The sequence below is a fragment of the Candidatus Polarisedimenticolia bacterium genome (assembly GCA_036004685.1).
In the GTDB taxonomy this organism is placed as follows: Bacteria; Acidobacteriota; Polarisedimenticolia; order Gp22-AA2; family AA152; genus DASYRE01.
On record DASYRE010000041.1, the window covers coordinates 1 to 13,601 of the forward strand.

The following is a 13,601-nucleotide window of genomic DNA, read 5'->3' on the forward strand; positions in this document are numbered from 1 at the left end:
GCCGGGCTGGCGGCCGCCATGAAGCTGGCCGAGCAGGGCGTGGACGTGGACCTGATGAGCCTGACGCCCGTCAAGCGATCGCACAGCGTCTGCGCCCAGGGGGGGATCAACAGCGTCAACGACCAGACCCGCCAGGCGGGCGACAGCGAGTGGCTGCATTTCGACGACACGGTCTACGGCGGCGACTTTCTCCAGCACCAGCCGCCGGTCAAGGAGATGTGCTCCTGGGGGCCGCGGATCATCGACCTGATGGACCGCCTGGGCGTGCCCTTCAACCGCACGGCCGAAGGTTTCCGCGACCAGCGCCGCTTCGGCGGCACGCTGTTCAAACGCACCGCCTTCGCCGGCGCCACCACCGGCCAGCAGCTCCTCTACGCGCTCGACGAGCAGGTCCGGCGCCACGAAGCCGAAGGGAAGGTCCGGAAGCACGAGCATTGGGAATATCTGGGGATGGTGAAGGATTCCGCCGGGGCCTGCCGCGGCATCGTCGCGGTGGACATGCGGTCGATGCAGGTGCGGGCCTTCCCGGGGGACGCTGTGATGCTCGCCACGGGGGGGCCGGGCCTGCTCTTCGGAAGAACCACCAACTCCATGATCAACACCGGTTCGGCGGCCGCCTCGGCCTACCTCGAGGGAGCCCGGTACGCCAACGGCGAGATGATCCAGGTCCATCCCACCGCGATTCCCGGCGAGGACAAGCTGCGGCTGATGTCGGAGTCGGCCCGCGGCGAGGGGGGGCGCATCTGGGTTCCGCGCGCCAAAGGGGACGCGCGCGAGCCGCGGCGGATCCCGGAGCCCGAGCGCTGGTATTTCCTCGAGGAGAAGTATCCCCGCTACGGGAACCTCGTGCCGCGCGACGTCGCCAGCCGCGAGATCTACGAGGTCTGCGTCGTCCAGGGGATGGGCCTCGAGGGCAAGACGATGGTCTACCTCGACCTCACGCACATCGATCGGGCCACGCTGAACCGGAAGCTGGGAGGGATCCTGGAGATCTACGAGAAGTTCACCGGCGTGGATCCTCGCGAGGAGCCGATGAAGATCTTCCCCGCCGTGCACTATTCCATGGGCGGGCTGTGGATCGACTACGAGTCGACGTCGAACGGATTCATCAACGAAGCCAGCCCGCGCAACCACCAGACGAACATCTCCGGCCTGTTCGCCAGCGGCGAGGTCGATTTCCAGTATCACGGCGCGAACCGGCTCGGGGCCAATTCTCTGCTCTCCTGTCTTTACGGCGGGAAGATCGGCGCCAAAGCCATGGTGGCGTACGCCTGCGGGCAGGCACGGCGCGATCCGCTGCCCTCGCCGGAGGCCCGCGCCGCCGTGCGCCGATGGGAGGAGCAGTTCCGGCGGCTCGCCTCGTCGGCGGGACCGGAGAATCCCCACGCCCTTCACAAGGAGCTGGGGGAGATGATGAACGAGCACGTCACGCTTGTCCGGTTCAACCCGGCGCTGCGCGCCGTCGAGGAGCGTCTCGCCGAGATGACGGAGCGTTACGGGCGTCTCGGGAATCTGGACGGATCGTCGTGGGCCAACGCGTCGCTGCTGTTCGCCAATCAGCTCGGGAACATGCTGGAGCTGGGAAAGGTCGTCACCCGCGGCGCCCTCCTGCGGGATGAAAGCCGCGGGGCCCACTTCAAGCCCGACTTTCCCCGGCGCAACGACGAAGCGTGGCTGAAGACGACGCTCGCCGAGCACAGCGCGGAAGGGCCGGTGATGAGCTTCGCCGACGTCGATGTCTCGCTCGTCAAACCGATCGCCCGCAAGTACGACTGACGGAGACCGGGATGCCATCCACGATCGAGCTGAAGATCAAGAGACAGGATTCTCCGCAGGGCCCCGCACGCTGGGAGGAGTTCTCCCTGCCTTACCGCGCCAACATGAACGTCATCAGCTGCCTGATGGAGATCCAGCGCCGGCCGGTGAACAAGGCGGGGAAAAAGACCGCCCCCGTGGTCTGGGAATGCAGCTGCCTCGAGGAGGTCTGCGGCGCCTGCACGATGCTGGTGAACGGCCGGGTCCGCCAGTCCTGCACGGCGCTGGTGGATCAGCTCGAGCAGCCGATCCGCCTGGCCCCGATGACGAAGTACCCGATCGTCCGTGACCTCGTGGTCAGCCGCCAGAAGATGTTCGACAGCCTGATCCGGGTGAAGGCCTGGGTGAGCCTCGACGGGACGCATTCGATGGGCCCCGGGCCGAAGATCCCGCCGGCGGTCCAGCAGGCCTCGTACCCGTTCGCCCAGTGCATGACGTGCGGTTGCTGCACCGAGGCCTGCCCGCAGTTCAACGAGCGCTCCGATTTCATCGGTCCCGCCGTCATCGGCCAGGTGCGCCTGTTCAATGCCCACACCGCGGGCAAGCTGAACGCCGAAGAGCGCCTGCACGCGCTGATGGGGCGCGGCGGGATCGCCGAGTGCGGCAACGCGCAGAATTGCGTCGAAGTCTGCCCGAAGAATATTCCGCTCACCGAGGCGATTGGGCGGGTGGGGCGCCAGGTGACGATGCAGATGCTTCGGGACCTGCTGGGCTAACCCGAATTATTCACAAAGCTCCTCCTGCGACCGCGGACCTGGCCGCCCTGACGGGCGGCCTCGGGCCGCGGACCTTGCGGGCTCCCGTGAGGGCAGCCATCTCCACGTTCTCGCTGCGGACCTTCATGAATAACTCGGGCTGGACGCGACACGCGGCTAGGCGGGCTCCTTGAACGCCGCCTCGTCGATCGTCTCCGAGACCGCCAGGTTGTCGATGCGAATCGCGAGATCCTCCCCGACCTTCCTCTTGAGCGGCGAAAGGGTGAGAGGCCCGAACTGCTTCCAACCCTCCCAGCTCCAGGCCTCCGCCGGGGGCTTCTCGTTCTCCAGGACGTATTCCCAGCGGCCCATCAGGTGCGTTCCGGGATCGATCCAGGCCCAGTATTGATCCCCCGGCGTCAGCCCGACGCCCGTATCGAACGTCACGTGGAGGATCTGCCATTTCTTCCCGGCGGGATCCGTCCTGTCCGCCTCCCGCTGCAGGTGAACTCCCGGATCGGTCATCTTCATCGGCATCAGGAACCAATAGGTGTCGTTGATGAAGCGCCCGTAGGCGTAGTCGACGAGCTTGGCCTCCTCGTCCGTCGCGGCCCGCTTCCCGTCCAGCCAGGCCTTTCCCTTCCGATCCTGAACGTTGAGGAGAATGATGAACGCCTTGCCTTCCTTGTTGCTCCCCTCCAGCCGGTACCGCCCCTGATCGCGATCCCACCAGTGACGATAGCGCGACAGGATCTTCCCCTCCTTCTCCACGGCGAAATCGAACCGCAGGAAATGGGCCGCCTCCCATCCCCGGCGCCCCCCCATGGCCTGAAACACCCGCTCGGCGAGCTCCGCGGCGGTTCCGCCCGCCGGCTCCGCGCCGGGGAGACCGGAGCTTCCGAGCGCGAGGAGGAGGATGGTTCCGGACAGTGCCTTTGTTGCGCCCTTCCACGCCTGCATGATCATGCGCCACCTCGGATGAAGGATCGGCTCGATAGATCGTGAACGTTAGCCGAAGGCGGAGGCGGGGTCAACGCCTTCGCCGGCCCCCGAGTCGACGTCCGGTTCCGCTTGTGGCGCCGATTCGGGGAAGTCTATACTGACGCCATGATCCGCACGCTTGGCGGGCGCGCCGCGGCTACCCTGAAGATCCGCGACTCCCGCTTCATCGCGTGCGCCATGCCGGTGGAAACGGAATCGGCGGCGCGCGCCAAGATCGCCGCGGTGACGCAGGAGCATCCCGGCGCGACCCATTGCTGCTACGCCTATCGCCTCCTCGACCGGGACGCTCTTATCGAGCGGTGCCACGACGCGGGGGAGCCGGCGGGGACCGCCGGCGCGCCCATCCTGACGGCGATCCAGGGGGCGGATCTCGCCAACGTGGCGGTGACGGTGGTGCGCTATTTCGGCGGCACCAAGCTCGGACTCGGCAATCTCTCCCGCGCCTATCGGAAGGCGGCCCGGGCGGCGCTGGAGGCGGGAAGCCCCGGGGTCCGGTCGATCCGCCGGCGTCTTGAAGTGAGCCTCCCCTTGACGGTCCTCGGAGAGGCGCGCTCGCTGCTGGCGCAGCTGGGAGGCGACGTCCTCTCGGAGAGCTACGCCGAGTCGGCGGAGCTGGTCCTGGCGATCGATGGAGCGCGCGAGGCGGAGCTGCGGCGCCGGCTCGACGATCTGAGCCGGGGGCGCGCGCTCTGGCGACCGTGAAGAAAGATCCTCCGGACGATCCAAATCTTCAGGAAGGAGTCCCCGGCGTGAAGACCCACCCCAAAACCTGGCGGCGCGCCGTCGTCGCGCTGCTCTTCGTCGCTCTTTTCTCTCCCGCTTCTTCGTTCTCCGGCGACGCCAAGCCTCCCGGCGCGAGCTCCTCCGAGGAGGACGGCGGAGTGTTCATCATTCGTCTGCGGCCCGCGGTCACCGGCCGGGAGGCCACGGAGCTCGAGAAGCTCAAGATCATCCAGCACTTCGAATACCTCAAAGGGCTCCTGGCCCAGGGAAAGCTGATTCTGGCCGGTCTGGCGACCGACGACTACGCCGGGGTGGTGATCCTCCGGGCGCGGGACCGGCTCGAGGCGGAGAAGATCATGGCCGGCGATCCGGCGATCGGAGCGAACGTCTTTCTCGCCGAGCTGCACCCGTTTCGCGTGGCGCTCCTGGCGGCGCCCCGGTGAGCGATGGCCGGAGGGCGCGCCAGCCGTCCATGACCCGCGTGCTATACTGCGCGCCGCGGAGGAGGCCACGATGCTGAAGCTCGAGCCGGGAAAGGAGAACGACGGCGGAACCGTCCGGAGAGCGGAAGGGGAGGAGGCGACGATCATCGGCCCCGAGATGGTGTTCGCGGGCGAGCTCGTTTCCGAGGAGAACATCCACCTGCGCGGCCGGGTCGAAGGGAACATCTCCACGTCGGGCTCCCTGTTCATCGAACCGACCGGGCACGTGAAGGGTGACATCACGGCGGAGAACGTGGTGGTGGAGGGAAGCGTCGAAGGCACCGTGATCGCCGCGCAGAAGTTCGAGCTTCGTCCTTCCGGACGCATCCAGGGCGACATCCGGGCCTCGGTCGTGGCGATCGCCGAGAACTCCTTCCTGCGCGGCCGGGTCCTCGCCACCGAGCGGGTTTCCACGCAGGCCACCCCGATGGCACGGCGGCGTCTCGAGCGCAAGTGAGTTACGGTTGAACCGCCGGGTCTGGGTCGTGCTCGGCCTGACGATCGGGCTCGGCGTCCTCTTCGTGGTCTTCACCGTCCGTCACCAGCCTCCCGCGGTCCCCAAAGACTTCGATCACCGGGCCGAGGACATCGAGCAATGTCTCAGCTGCCACGGCCGCGGCCGTCCCCACGCCCGTCCGAAGACCCATCCCCTCAACGACCGATGCTGGGAGTGCCACCGGCGGGCCCCGTGAGCGCGGAGCTGCCCGGAAGGATCCGGAGGTTGGGCGCCGGCGGCTCCACCCGGAGGCGTTGGAACGGCCGGGCGAGGAGGGCGGCGAGGGCGGAGGGGCCCCGCCGGGCCAGCCGGCGGGAGAGCAGGCGGTACGACTGACGGCCCGCGATCAGATCGGCGACGACCCCCTGGACCGCGCGGCTCGCGGAGCTCAGGAGGGTGAACGCCTCGAGGAAGCGCGCGGAGAAGAAAAGGTCCCGGTGCCGGGAGGCCCAGCTCAGCTCCTCCCCCCAGCTCTCCGCGCATCGCCGGGCGTAGAGCTCCGGACGGCCGAGACGGAGCGCGCCGGCCAGATGCTCCGCGGAAGCCAGGGCGTAGTGGATCCCTTCGCGGGTGATCGGATCGACGAAGCCGGCGGCGTCCCCCAGCAGGGCCCAGCCGCTTCCCTGGCAGGATGAAGCGAGGGAGACCCGGGGCGGGATCGAGGGGATTCTCGCGCCGTAGTTTTGCAGGCGTCGCAGCACGCCGGCGCCGTAGAGATCGCAGAGGAACCGGACCAGCGATTCCCGCAGCGCGCCGGGATCCTTCCCGGCGGGGCCGCAGATTCCCACGGCGAGATGATCGGTGCGCGGAAAGATCCAGAGATAACCGAGGAGACCGGGAAAGAACTTGAGGACGATCTCGTCGGAGCTGTAACCGTCCAGGAAGAAGCCGAGCCCGATCGTCTGATCCAGCGGAACGGTCTTGCCGAGAACCCTTCCCCGGACCACTCCGGACGCGCCGTCCGCTCCGACCAGGAAATCGAACGATTGCTTGCGGCCGGACGAGTCCCCCACCTGCCAGATCGAGCCGGAGCGCGACAGCGACGTGACGCGCGCGGCAACGAGCTCGACTCCCGACAAACAGGCCCGGTCCATGAAGCAGCCGTTCAGCTCCCGCCGGCTGTAGATGCGCAGCGGCTCGGCCAGAGGAACGCTCGCTTCCCGCCCCGAGGCCGAGAATATCCGGGCGCGCGGGCAGACACGCTGGGGAAGGGAAGGCGCGCGGAGGAAGGGGCAGGAATCGATCGCCCGCTCGGGGACGCCTCCCCCGCACGGCTTCTCCCAGACGGTCCGGGGCTCGTAGAGGACGACCCGGGCGCCGCCGCCGGCGAGGAGCTCCGCCGCCCGCGATCCCGCCGGCCCGCCTCCGACCACCGCCACTCTCACAAGCGCCTCCGCAGCTCGACGAAAAATCTACCCCACGGGCGCCGCCGAAGGCAAGGCGACCCCGTTGATCGCGGCGCGGCTTCCCGATAGAGTGGACCGCCTCCGCGGAGACCTCGGGATGCTCTACTATCTGGGAAAATTCCTCGAGCTGAACGGCATCCTGCTGCTGGGGGCCGGGCTGGCCTGGGGCTTGTTCCGCGACGACATGAAGGCTGAGATGTCGCTGCTGGGGGCGGGGGCGGCGATCTTCCTTGCCGGTTATCTCCTGGAGCAAAGGAAGGCGCGCGGCCGGTGATTGTCTCGGAGCGGAATCAGCGGCCTGGAGGTCCGCTTGGGCACTTCGAGGAGACTTCGGCCAGGGCCTTCTCGAGGGCGTCGCGGCGGCGGGGGTCCCTCTCCAAATCGCGCGCTCTCTCGAGCTTCGCCAGGGCGTCGCACGGACGTTGCATGCCGACGTAGGTGCGGGCCAGGTTGGTGAGCGCCGAGACGTCGTCCGGCAGAAAACTCAGCATGCCCTGATAGACCTGGACCGCGGCGTCATAGTCGCCCTGTTTCAGGTAGGCCCCTCCCAGCCGGGAGAGCGCTTCCGGCAGGTACGGATCGAGGTCGGCGGCGGCGGAGAAGGCGCTCACGGCTCCCGCCACCTTGCCGTGCGCTTCCATCAAGCTCCCGAGCTTCAGATAGCCCTGGACCGAATGGGGGTTCGTCGCCAAGGCCGTCCGGTAGGCCTGGGTCGCGCCCGCCACGTCGCCGAGCGAGCCGCGAGCGTCCCCCAAGGCGAGGTTCACCTCCTCGTCCGTCGGCCAGACGTTCCTCGCCCTCTCCACCGCCCCCAGGGCGTCGGTCAGCTTGCCCTGCGAGCGGTAGGCGGACCCCAGGGCCAGCAGGGCCGCGGCATCGTGGGGATTGAGATCGAGCGCGGCCCGCAGCTCCGGCTCGGCCAGGTCACCCCTCCCCGAAGCGAGCGCGCAGACTCCGTTCAGATACCGGGCGAGGTTCGAGGCGGGATCCATCCGGGAGGCGCGGCGCAACGCCGGGATGGCGCGCGCATAGTCGCGCTGAACGCAGGCCGCCTGCCCCGATTGGAGCGCGGCGCTGGAGGCCGCCAGCCGGTAGGTGTCCCATCCCGACAGGACGACGAGCGCGGTGCCGAGAAGGGCGGCGACGAAGCCCAGCGCCCGCCGCCTTCGGGGTTCCATTTGGAGGGCGAAGATCGGTCGCGCCGGATCGGAGGAGCTGCCGCGGGGCGCGGTCGCCAGCGCGGCGAGGAGCGTGGCGCTCCAGAGAAGCGGCGGCTCACGAAGCGGCGACGACAGCAGAGCGCACCCGGCCAGCGCGGCGAGGGAAGCGAGAGCCCCGGCGCGGGTCGCCCCCTCCTCCCGGTTCCTCCAGCCGGAGCCGAGCAGGCGGAGGGCCAGCCATATTAAAAGGAAGAGGCCGGGAGCCCCCAGCTCGGAACCGACCTCGAGGAATTCGTTTCCGGCCGATTGGGGCCAGCGGGAGGAGGTGAACGGAGAACGGGGCGTCAGGGCTCCGGCCTCCTGCGGAAAAACCCGGCGCCAGCTGCCCGCGCCGATCCCCAGAGGATGTCGAAGCATCATCTGCAGGGTGGCGCGCCACGTCTCGATCCGGAGGACCGGCCCCTGCAGCTCGGCGATTTTCAGGGACGGGGGAGACGACCAAAGCGAGAAGCCCCGCGTCCAGCTGACCGACAGGACGAGCAGGGCGGTGATTCCGGCGGCCGCGAGCCAGGACCGTCCTGGAACCCGAAAAGGCCGAGCCGATCCAGGGCTCCGCCGGAAAGTGGCCGCGGCGAGGACTCCCAGTCCGACGAGCGACCCCAGCCACGCCGCGGGCGTTCGCGCCAGAGCGACGAAAGCGGTCGCGACGGCCGCGCCGGCGATCCACCCCCGCGCGCCCCGGTCGGGCGCCGCCGCGAGACCGAGCAGCAGCGGCAGCATCGATCCGACGAAGATCGAGGCGACGGTGACGTCGCCCACCAGCGCTCCTCCCTGAGTCGGCGGCAGAAGCGTCATTCCCGGGCCCACCAGCAATTGCAGCGTTCCCATGGCCGCCGTGGCCACCGCCGCCAGTCCCAGGCACGAGCCGACGAGGCGGTCCTTCTTTTCCAGGACGGGAAGGGAAAGGAGCAGGACCAGACAAGCGAGAAAGGCGTCCCGGACCGCCGAGGAGGCTTCCGTCGCATTGGGGGCCTGGAACACGGAGAGCATGCCGATGAAGACGAGGAAGAAAACCGGGGCGGCGACGGCGCTCCTTCGCAGGACGATCCGGCTGGCGGACCAAGTGCCGGCGAGCCAGAAGCCCAGCACCGCAATCGCCGCCCAACGGAAGACGAGCTGCTTCGGAAGCTGAAAGGGATCGCCGAGCGAGCCGAGGAAGACGAAAGGAATCGCCAGCGACGTCGCCGCGAGGATCCAACGGAGAGCGTCGTGGAAACGTGGCTCGGAGGATAGGGCCAAGCGGGACGCCATCACCGGAAAGAGTCCTTGAACAGGAGGGAAGCGCGAAAAGGCGGAATCCTAGCACAGCCTCGGGAGGAGCATCAACACTGCGCGGTTTGACCCTCCGCCGGGCCGAGTCTAGAATCGGCCAGCCGGCGGGGAGCCGATTTCCCGCTTCGACGGGGGCGGCGTGGCGACCAAGATCATCTTCAGGACCTGGGACGATAGCGAAGCGGAGCTGATCCGCGGCCTCCTGGAGAGCTACGGAATCCCGTGCAGCGTGATCTCGGACATCACTCACGCGGTGGTGCCACTCACTGTGGACGGCTTGGGGGAGATCCGACTTTCGGTCCCCGAGGAGGCGGCCGAAGAGGCCGAAGGGATCCTCCGGGAGCACCAGAACGCCGGGCCGGTCTCCGTCCCCCGGGCGGAGAAGGCCTCTTGCGGCGGCGACGAGGATGAATGAGATCCTGGCCCGGGCGCCCACCCGGGTCGACCTGGCCGGCGGGACCCTCGATCTCTGGCCCATCTCCCTTCTGGAAGAAGGAGCCCGGACGGTCAACGCCGCCATCGATCTGGAGGCGTCCGCGCGCCTTGTGCCGCGCCGCGACTCCGCCATCCACCTCCAATCCCTCGATCAGGCGATCGCTGAGACTTATCCGAGCGTGACCGCGATGCGCCTCGACGGACGCCTCGGTTTCATGGCGCGCCTGGTGCGGGAGATTCCGCCGGGCGGCGGAATCGATCTGATCACCGACTGCGCGGCGCCGGCAGGCTCCGGCCTGGGAGGATCGTCGGCGCTGGGGATCGCCGCAGGCGCCGCCCTGGCGCGCTTCCGCGGGGAGGAAATCTCCGCGGGCGCGCTCCTCGATCTCGTCCAAGGGGTGGAGACTCAGGTCCTTCGCGTCCCCACGGGGGTCCAGGATTATCATCCCGCGCTGCGCGGCGGAGCTCTGGCGATTCATTACGGCGTTCGGGGGACCCGGGTCGAGGAGATCCCGGTCGACATCGATTGGCTCGGAGAGCGGATGGTCCTCTGTTTTTCCGGCGTGGCGCGATCCTCGGGCGTCAGCAACTGGGACATGCTGAAGCGCTACCTGGACGGCGAGCGAGCGGCGGTGGAGGGGATTCGGCGCGTCGCCGGCGCGACCCGGCGGATGGAGAAGGCGCTGGCGGCCGCCGACCTCGAGGAGGCGGCCGCGGCGCTGGCCGAGGAGTGGGAATCGAGAAAAACGCTTTCGGAGAAGGTGAGCAATCGCGAAATCGAGTCGCAGATGGCCGCGGCGAAGCGGGCCGGGGCGCTCTCGGGCAAGGTCTGCGGCGCGGGGGGCGGCGGGTGCATCGTTTTCTTGGCTCACCCTGAAAACCGTCGGCGGGTGGAGCAGGCCTTGGAGGAGCAGGGGGCGCGAGTCCTCGCGGCCCGTCCCCGGCGCGAGGGCCTCCGAATCGAGGTCATCCCGATTCCCCATTGAATCCACGGCGTTCTCGGCGTAAATTCAAGGTACGCATTGGAAACCGAGCATGATGAACGCCGAGCGGACGGCCGGGAACCGATGACGGGACCCTGGCGGCCCCTTGGCGCTCTGGTGCTTCTCGGCGGCCTGGCCATCGCCTTCGCCGAGAGGCCCGCGTCCTTCGCCTCCGGTGCGGGGGCGTTTCAGAAGGGGATGGTCCTCGGGATCTTCTCGAAGAGCGAGCCCGACTATTTCCGGCGGAGCCTCGACGAGCTGAGTTCCCTGGGTGTGGATTCGGTCTCTCTGATCGTGCCGAAAGTCCAAGAAGACGTGCGGTCGACCGGCTTCCATGACGACCCCTGGATTACTCCCGCCGATGAGAGCCTTCGACGAGCCGCCCGGGAAGCCCATCGCCGGGGGATGCGCGTCTTGCTGTTTCCGATCGTTTACGTCCGGGATCTCGAAGAGGGGGAGTGGCGGGGAACCCTGGCCCCGGCGAGCTGGGACGATTGGTTCGGCGCCTATGAGGAGATGATCCTCCACTACGCCCGCCTCGCGGCGGAAGAGCGGGTAGAGTATTTCAGCGTCGGCTCGGAGCTCTGCTCGACCGAGCACCTGACCGACCGGTGGCGGCGGGTCATCCGCAAAGTGCGGTCCGGCTATGCAGGGAAGATCACCTACTCGGCCAATTGGGATCACCTGGACGAGATCCGGTTTGGCGACCAGCTCGATTACCTCGGGATGAACGCCTATTTCGAGGTGGGAAAGGGGGGCCGGTCCGACGTGGGCTCGATGGTCTCCCGGTGGCAGGAGATTCAGAAGGGCATCCGGCACTGGCGGGCGCGCAACGGCAACAAGCCCCTGGTGATCACCGAGATTGGATATCCGAGCCGAGCCGGTGCCTCCGTCGATCCCTGGAACTATTTCGGCGACGGGGAGCCCGATCAGGAAATCCAGCGAAGATGTTACGAGGCCTTTGCCCGCGCCTGGAAAGGTGAGAGAATGCTCGACGGAGTCTATTTCTACATGTGGTGGGGGGAGGGGGGACCCCAGGATACCGATTACACCCCGCGCGGCAAGAGCGCGCAATCCGTCCTCAGAGGATGGTACCGAGGGGAAGAGTGAGCGGCCCTTCCGAGCGGCCGGGAGAGGATAGCTTATGAAGAAGCCATTGCGAACCGGACGGATCGGCGGAGGAATCTCGATTCTCGCGGCGCTGATCGCCGTCGCGGGTGCCGCCGGGGCGGCGCAGCTCGTGACCTTTACCCGGGGCCAGGCGATCGTGGTTCAAGGGGTCGAGAGGCGCGGCGCTTGGTACTATTTCACCCTTGATCACGGCGGAGAGATGGGAGTCCCGGTCAACCGCGTGGCACGTATCGAAGAATACGAAGCGCCTCCGGGGGCTCCGGCCGTCCCCGAGCCCGCGGCGGTCGCCTCGGCGCCTCCCGCGGCGAGCCCGGGAGTCGTTCCGGCGACGCCGCAGGGTGCCGCCGTCGCGGCCGAAGCGCTGTCCGCCGATGCGGCGAGCCGCCCCGATCCCGCCGCCGCGGCCGGCACGAACGTGGCGGCTCCCGGAACGGAGGACTGGCGGTATAAGGTCCGGATGAGCGGCGGCCCGATGAAGAAAGAATTGGGAATGGCGCCGAACGGTCCGGGCGGTCCCGGGGGACGGGGTCCCATGGGCGGACGAATGGGCCAGCGGCGCTTTCCTCCCCAGCCGCCCAATCCTCAAAACTGAGCCGCGCGCACCCTTCCGGAGCTCCGACGGAGATCGGAATACCGATGAGAATCTGCGTCGGTCTCACCGGCCCGAACGCTTCGGGAAAGGGCGAAGTCTCCTCCTATCTTGAAGGCCTGGGCTTCTCCGCCCATTCTCTGTCCGACGTCGTCCGCGAAGAGGCCACCCGCCAAGGTCTGGACCATTCCAGGGATTCGCTGATTCGGACCGGAAACTATCTCCGGGAGAGCTTCGGGCCCGGGATTCTAGCGCTTCGAATCATCCCGCTCCTCGAGGAGCGGAGTGTCGTCGATTCCATCCGGAATCCGGGAGAGATTGAAACGTTCCGGAAGGTCCCGGGATTCTTTCTCCTGGGCGTGGAGGCCCCGGTGGCGATGCGCTTCGAGAGGAGCCGGAGGCGGGCGCGCTCCGGGGACGGCCTCACGTTGGAGGAGTTTCGCCGCAAGGAGGCCCTGGAACAAGCCGAGTCCGGTCCCGGCCAGCAGCTCCGGACCTGCCTTTCCCTCGCCGACGAGATCCTCCAGAACGACGGGACGCTCGACGACCTCAGGCTCCTGGTGCAAGAAGTCCTCCGCAGGAGAGGCGCCCTTCCGGACTGACCGATCTCAGCCTGCCCGCCGCCTGTCTTGGCGCACGAAGAAGCCGATCAGGAGCATGCCGCAGAGGAAACCGCCGATGTGCGCGAAGAAGGCCACGCCACTCGATCCGGAGGCCGGAACCGACAGGATCTGCACGACGAACCACATTCCCAGGATGATCAGGGCGGGGATCGGGACGATTCGAACGAAGAAGAAAAGAATCACCAGCGTGCGGACGCGGGCCGTCGGGTAGAGCAGGGCATAGGCTCCCAGAATTCCGGCGATTGCGCCGGAGGCTCCGACGAGGGGAACTCGGGAGAGAGGCATGGCGGCAATCTGGAAGAAGGCGGCGGCGAGACCGCAGGCGAGATAAAAGACCACAAAGCGCAGAGGACCCATCGCGTCCTCGACGTTGTCCCCGAAGATCCATAGATAGAGCATGTTCCCGCCGACGTGCAGAAAGCCGCCATGGAGGAACATCGAGGTGATCAGGGTGATCCACGGAACGTCGGCGAGCGAGGCGGGAGCGACATGCCGAACGTCGAGTTCCGCCGGGATCGCCCCGAACTGGAAGACGAGCGCTTTCAGGGCGGGATGGGGAAGCGTCCACTCGTAACCGAAGACCACCAGGTTGATGGCGATGATCAGGACGGTCGCGAACGGGAAGGAGCGGATTGGGTTTTCGTCCTTCAGCGGAATCATCGCGCTCCCCGGCGGGAAAGACCGCGAATTCTAGCATAGCGGTGCGGCTCGCTATTTGACAGCCTCCGG

The 13,601-nt window shown here is 67.8% G+C and carries 16 protein-coding genes; 12 read left to right on the plus strand and 4 right to left on the minus strand.

Going from position 1 to position 13,601, the window contains the following annotated elements; genetic code table 11:
• Nucleotides 1-1,776, plus strand: a 1,776-nt coding sequence (gene sdhA, locus VGR67_10680) for a succinate dehydrogenase flavoprotein subunit (GenBank protein HEV8336872.1), incomplete at its 5' end; no start/stop codon positions are given.
• An 11-nt stretch (nt 1,777-1,787) separates the two neighbouring features.
• The gene (gene sdhB / locus VGR67_10685) at nt 1,788-2,531 is read left to right on the plus strand and encodes a succinate dehydrogenase iron-sulfur subunit (protein ID HEV8336873.1); all 744 of its coding nucleotides are present in this window, start codon (nt 1,788-1,790) and stop codon (nt 2,529-2,531) included.
• Between the two features lie 156 nt (nt 2,532-2,687).
• Here sdhB and VGR67_10690 read toward each other — a convergent pair whose 3' ends face one another.
• Nucleotides 2,688-3,470 carry a DUF6503 family protein gene (locus tag VGR67_10690; protein ID HEV8336874.1) on the minus strand — a complete coding sequence of 261 codons (783 nt, stop codon included), beginning with the start codon at nt 3,468-3,470 and terminating at the stop codon, nt 2,688-2,690.
• Nucleotides 3,471-3,617: 147 nt separating this feature from the next.
• Here VGR67_10690 and VGR67_10695 point away from each other — a divergent pair, with 147 nt between their 5' ends.
• The 4 genes from VGR67_10695 to VGR67_10710 all read left to right on the plus strand — a co-directional run bounded on the left by VGR67_10695 (nt 3,618) and on the right by VGR67_10710 (nt 5,409).
• Entirely contained in the window at nt 3,618-4,214 is a 597-nt protein-coding gene (locus VGR67_10695) for a YigZ family protein (protein HEV8336875.1), read from the plus strand.
• A 47-nt stretch (nt 4,215-4,261) separates the two neighbouring features.
• Nucleotides 4,262-4,678 carry a YciI family protein gene (locus VGR67_10700; protein ID HEV8336876.1) on the plus strand — a complete coding sequence of 139 codons (417 nt, stop codon included), beginning with the start codon at nt 4,262-4,264 and terminating at the stop codon, nt 4,676-4,678.
• Nucleotides 4,679-4,748: 70 nt separating this feature from the next.
• Nucleotides 4,749-5,174: a polymer-forming cytoskeletal protein gene (locus VGR67_10705; GenBank protein ID HEV8336877.1), complete on the plus strand. Its 426-nt coding sequence runs from the start codon at nt 4,749-4,751 to the stop codon at nt 5,172-5,174.
• A 7-nt stretch (nt 5,175-5,181) separates the two neighbouring features.
• Complete coding sequence (locus VGR67_10710; GenBank protein HEV8336878.1) at nt 5,182-5,409, plus strand: hypothetical protein; 228 nt, start codon at nt 5,182-5,184, stop codon at nt 5,407-5,409.
• On the opposite strand, the gene VGR67_10715 is transcribed toward VGR67_10710, so the two are convergent.
• Complete coding sequence (locus VGR67_10715; GenBank protein ID HEV8336879.1) at nt 5,369-6,598, minus strand: NAD(P)/FAD-dependent oxidoreductase; 1,230 nt, start codon at nt 6,596-6,598, stop codon at nt 5,369-5,371. The two genes, VGR67_10710 and VGR67_10715, sit on opposite strands and share 41 nt — an antisense overlap.
• A gap of 118 nt (nt 6,599-6,716) precedes the next feature.
• On the opposite strand from VGR67_10715, the gene VGR67_10720 reads away from it, so the two are divergent.
• Nucleotides 6,717-6,893: a hypothetical protein gene (locus VGR67_10720; GenBank protein ID HEV8336880.1), complete on the plus strand. Its 177-nt coding sequence runs from the start codon at nt 6,717-6,719 to the stop codon at nt 6,891-6,893.
• Nucleotides 6,894-6,909: 16 nt separating this feature from the next.
• Here VGR67_10720 and VGR67_10725 read toward each other — a convergent pair whose 3' ends face one another.
• Nucleotides 6,910-9,090 (minus strand): tetratricopeptide repeat protein, encoded by a 2,181-nt coding sequence (locus tag VGR67_10725; GenBank protein HEV8336881.1) that lies wholly within the window; start codon nt 9,088-9,090, stop codon nt 6,910-6,912.
• Nucleotides 9,091-9,250: 160 nt separating this feature from the next.
• Between VGR67_10725 and VGR67_10730 the strand changes: the two genes are divergently transcribed.
• The 5 genes from VGR67_10730 (at nt 9,251) to VGR67_10750 (ending at nt 12,851) form a co-directional block, all read left to right on the plus strand.
• Complete coding sequence (locus tag VGR67_10730) at nt 9,251-9,526, plus strand: DUF2007 domain-containing protein (GenBank protein ID HEV8336882.1); 276 nt, start codon at nt 9,251-9,253, stop codon at nt 9,524-9,526.
• Complete coding sequence (locus VGR67_10735; protein HEV8336883.1) at nt 9,519-10,532, plus strand: hypothetical protein; 1,014 nt, start codon at nt 9,519-9,521, stop codon at nt 10,530-10,532. The genes VGR67_10730 and VGR67_10735 overlap by 8 nt, the downstream gene beginning before the upstream one ends.
• Nucleotides 10,533-10,613: 81 nt before the next feature.
• Nucleotides 10,614-11,639 (plus strand): hypothetical protein, encoded by a 1,026-nt coding sequence (locus VGR67_10740; GenBank protein HEV8336884.1) that lies wholly within the window; start codon nt 10,614-10,616, stop codon nt 11,637-11,639.
• 34 nt (nt 11,640-11,673) lie between these two features.
• A complete protein-coding gene (locus VGR67_10745; GenBank protein ID HEV8336885.1) occupies nt 11,674-12,252 on the plus strand; it encodes a hypothetical protein in 579 nt (192 codons plus the stop codon).
• A gap of 44 nt (nt 12,253-12,296) precedes the next feature.
• The gene (locus tag VGR67_10750) at nt 12,297-12,851 is read left to right on the plus strand and encodes an AAA family ATPase (protein ID HEV8336886.1); all 555 of its coding nucleotides are present in this window, start codon (nt 12,297-12,299) and stop codon (nt 12,849-12,851) included.
• Nucleotides 12,852-12,857: 6 nt separating this feature from the next.
• Here VGR67_10750 and VGR67_10755 read toward each other — a convergent pair whose 3' ends face one another.
• Nucleotides 12,858-13,532, minus strand: a complete 675-nt coding sequence (locus VGR67_10755; protein ID HEV8336887.1) for a rhomboid family intramembrane serine protease — start codon at nt 13,530-13,532, stop codon at nt 12,858-12,860.
• Nucleotides 13,533-13,601: the final 69 nt, after the last annotated feature.

Bases quoted from the DNA above. Each gene is read 5' to 3' on its own strand.
- sdhB (HEV8336873.1), top strand. From the start codon at position 1,788: ATGCCATCCACGATCGAGCTGAAGATCAAGAGACAGGATTCTCCGCAG.
- VGR67_10690 (HEV8336874.1), bottom strand. From the start codon at position 3,470: ATGCAGGCGTGGAAGGGCGCAACAAAGGCACTGTCCGGAACCATCCTC.
- VGR67_10695 (HEV8336875.1), top strand. From the start codon at position 3,618: ATGATCCGCACGCTTGGCGGGCGCGCCGCGGCTACCCTGAAGATCCGC.
- VGR67_10705 (HEV8336877.1), top strand. From the start codon at position 4,749: ATGCTGAAGCTCGAGCCGGGAAAGGAGAACGACGGCGGAACCGTCCGG.
- VGR67_10720 (HEV8336880.1), top strand. From the start codon at position 6,717: ATGCTCTACTATCTGGGAAAATTCCTCGAGCTGAACGGCATCCTGCTG.
- VGR67_10725 (HEV8336881.1), bottom strand. From the start codon at position 9,090: ATGGCGTCCCGCTTGGCCCTATCCTCCGAGCCACGTTTCCACGACGCT.
- VGR67_10735 (HEV8336883.1), top strand. From the start codon at position 9,519: ATGAATGAGATCCTGGCCCGGGCGCCCACCCGGGTCGACCTGGCCGGC.
- VGR67_10740 (HEV8336884.1), top strand. From the start codon at position 10,614: ATGACGGGACCCTGGCGGCCCCTTGGCGCTCTGGTGCTTCTCGGCGGC.
- VGR67_10745 (HEV8336885.1), top strand. From the start codon at position 11,674: ATGAAGAAGCCATTGCGAACCGGACGGATCGGCGGAGGAATCTCGATT.
- VGR67_10750 (HEV8336886.1), top strand. From the start codon at position 12,297: ATGAGAATCTGCGTCGGTCTCACCGGCCCGAACGCTTCGGGAAAGGGC.
- VGR67_10755 (HEV8336887.1), bottom strand. From the start codon at position 13,532: ATGATTCCGCTGAAGGACGAAAACCCAATCCGCTCCTTCCCGTTCGCG.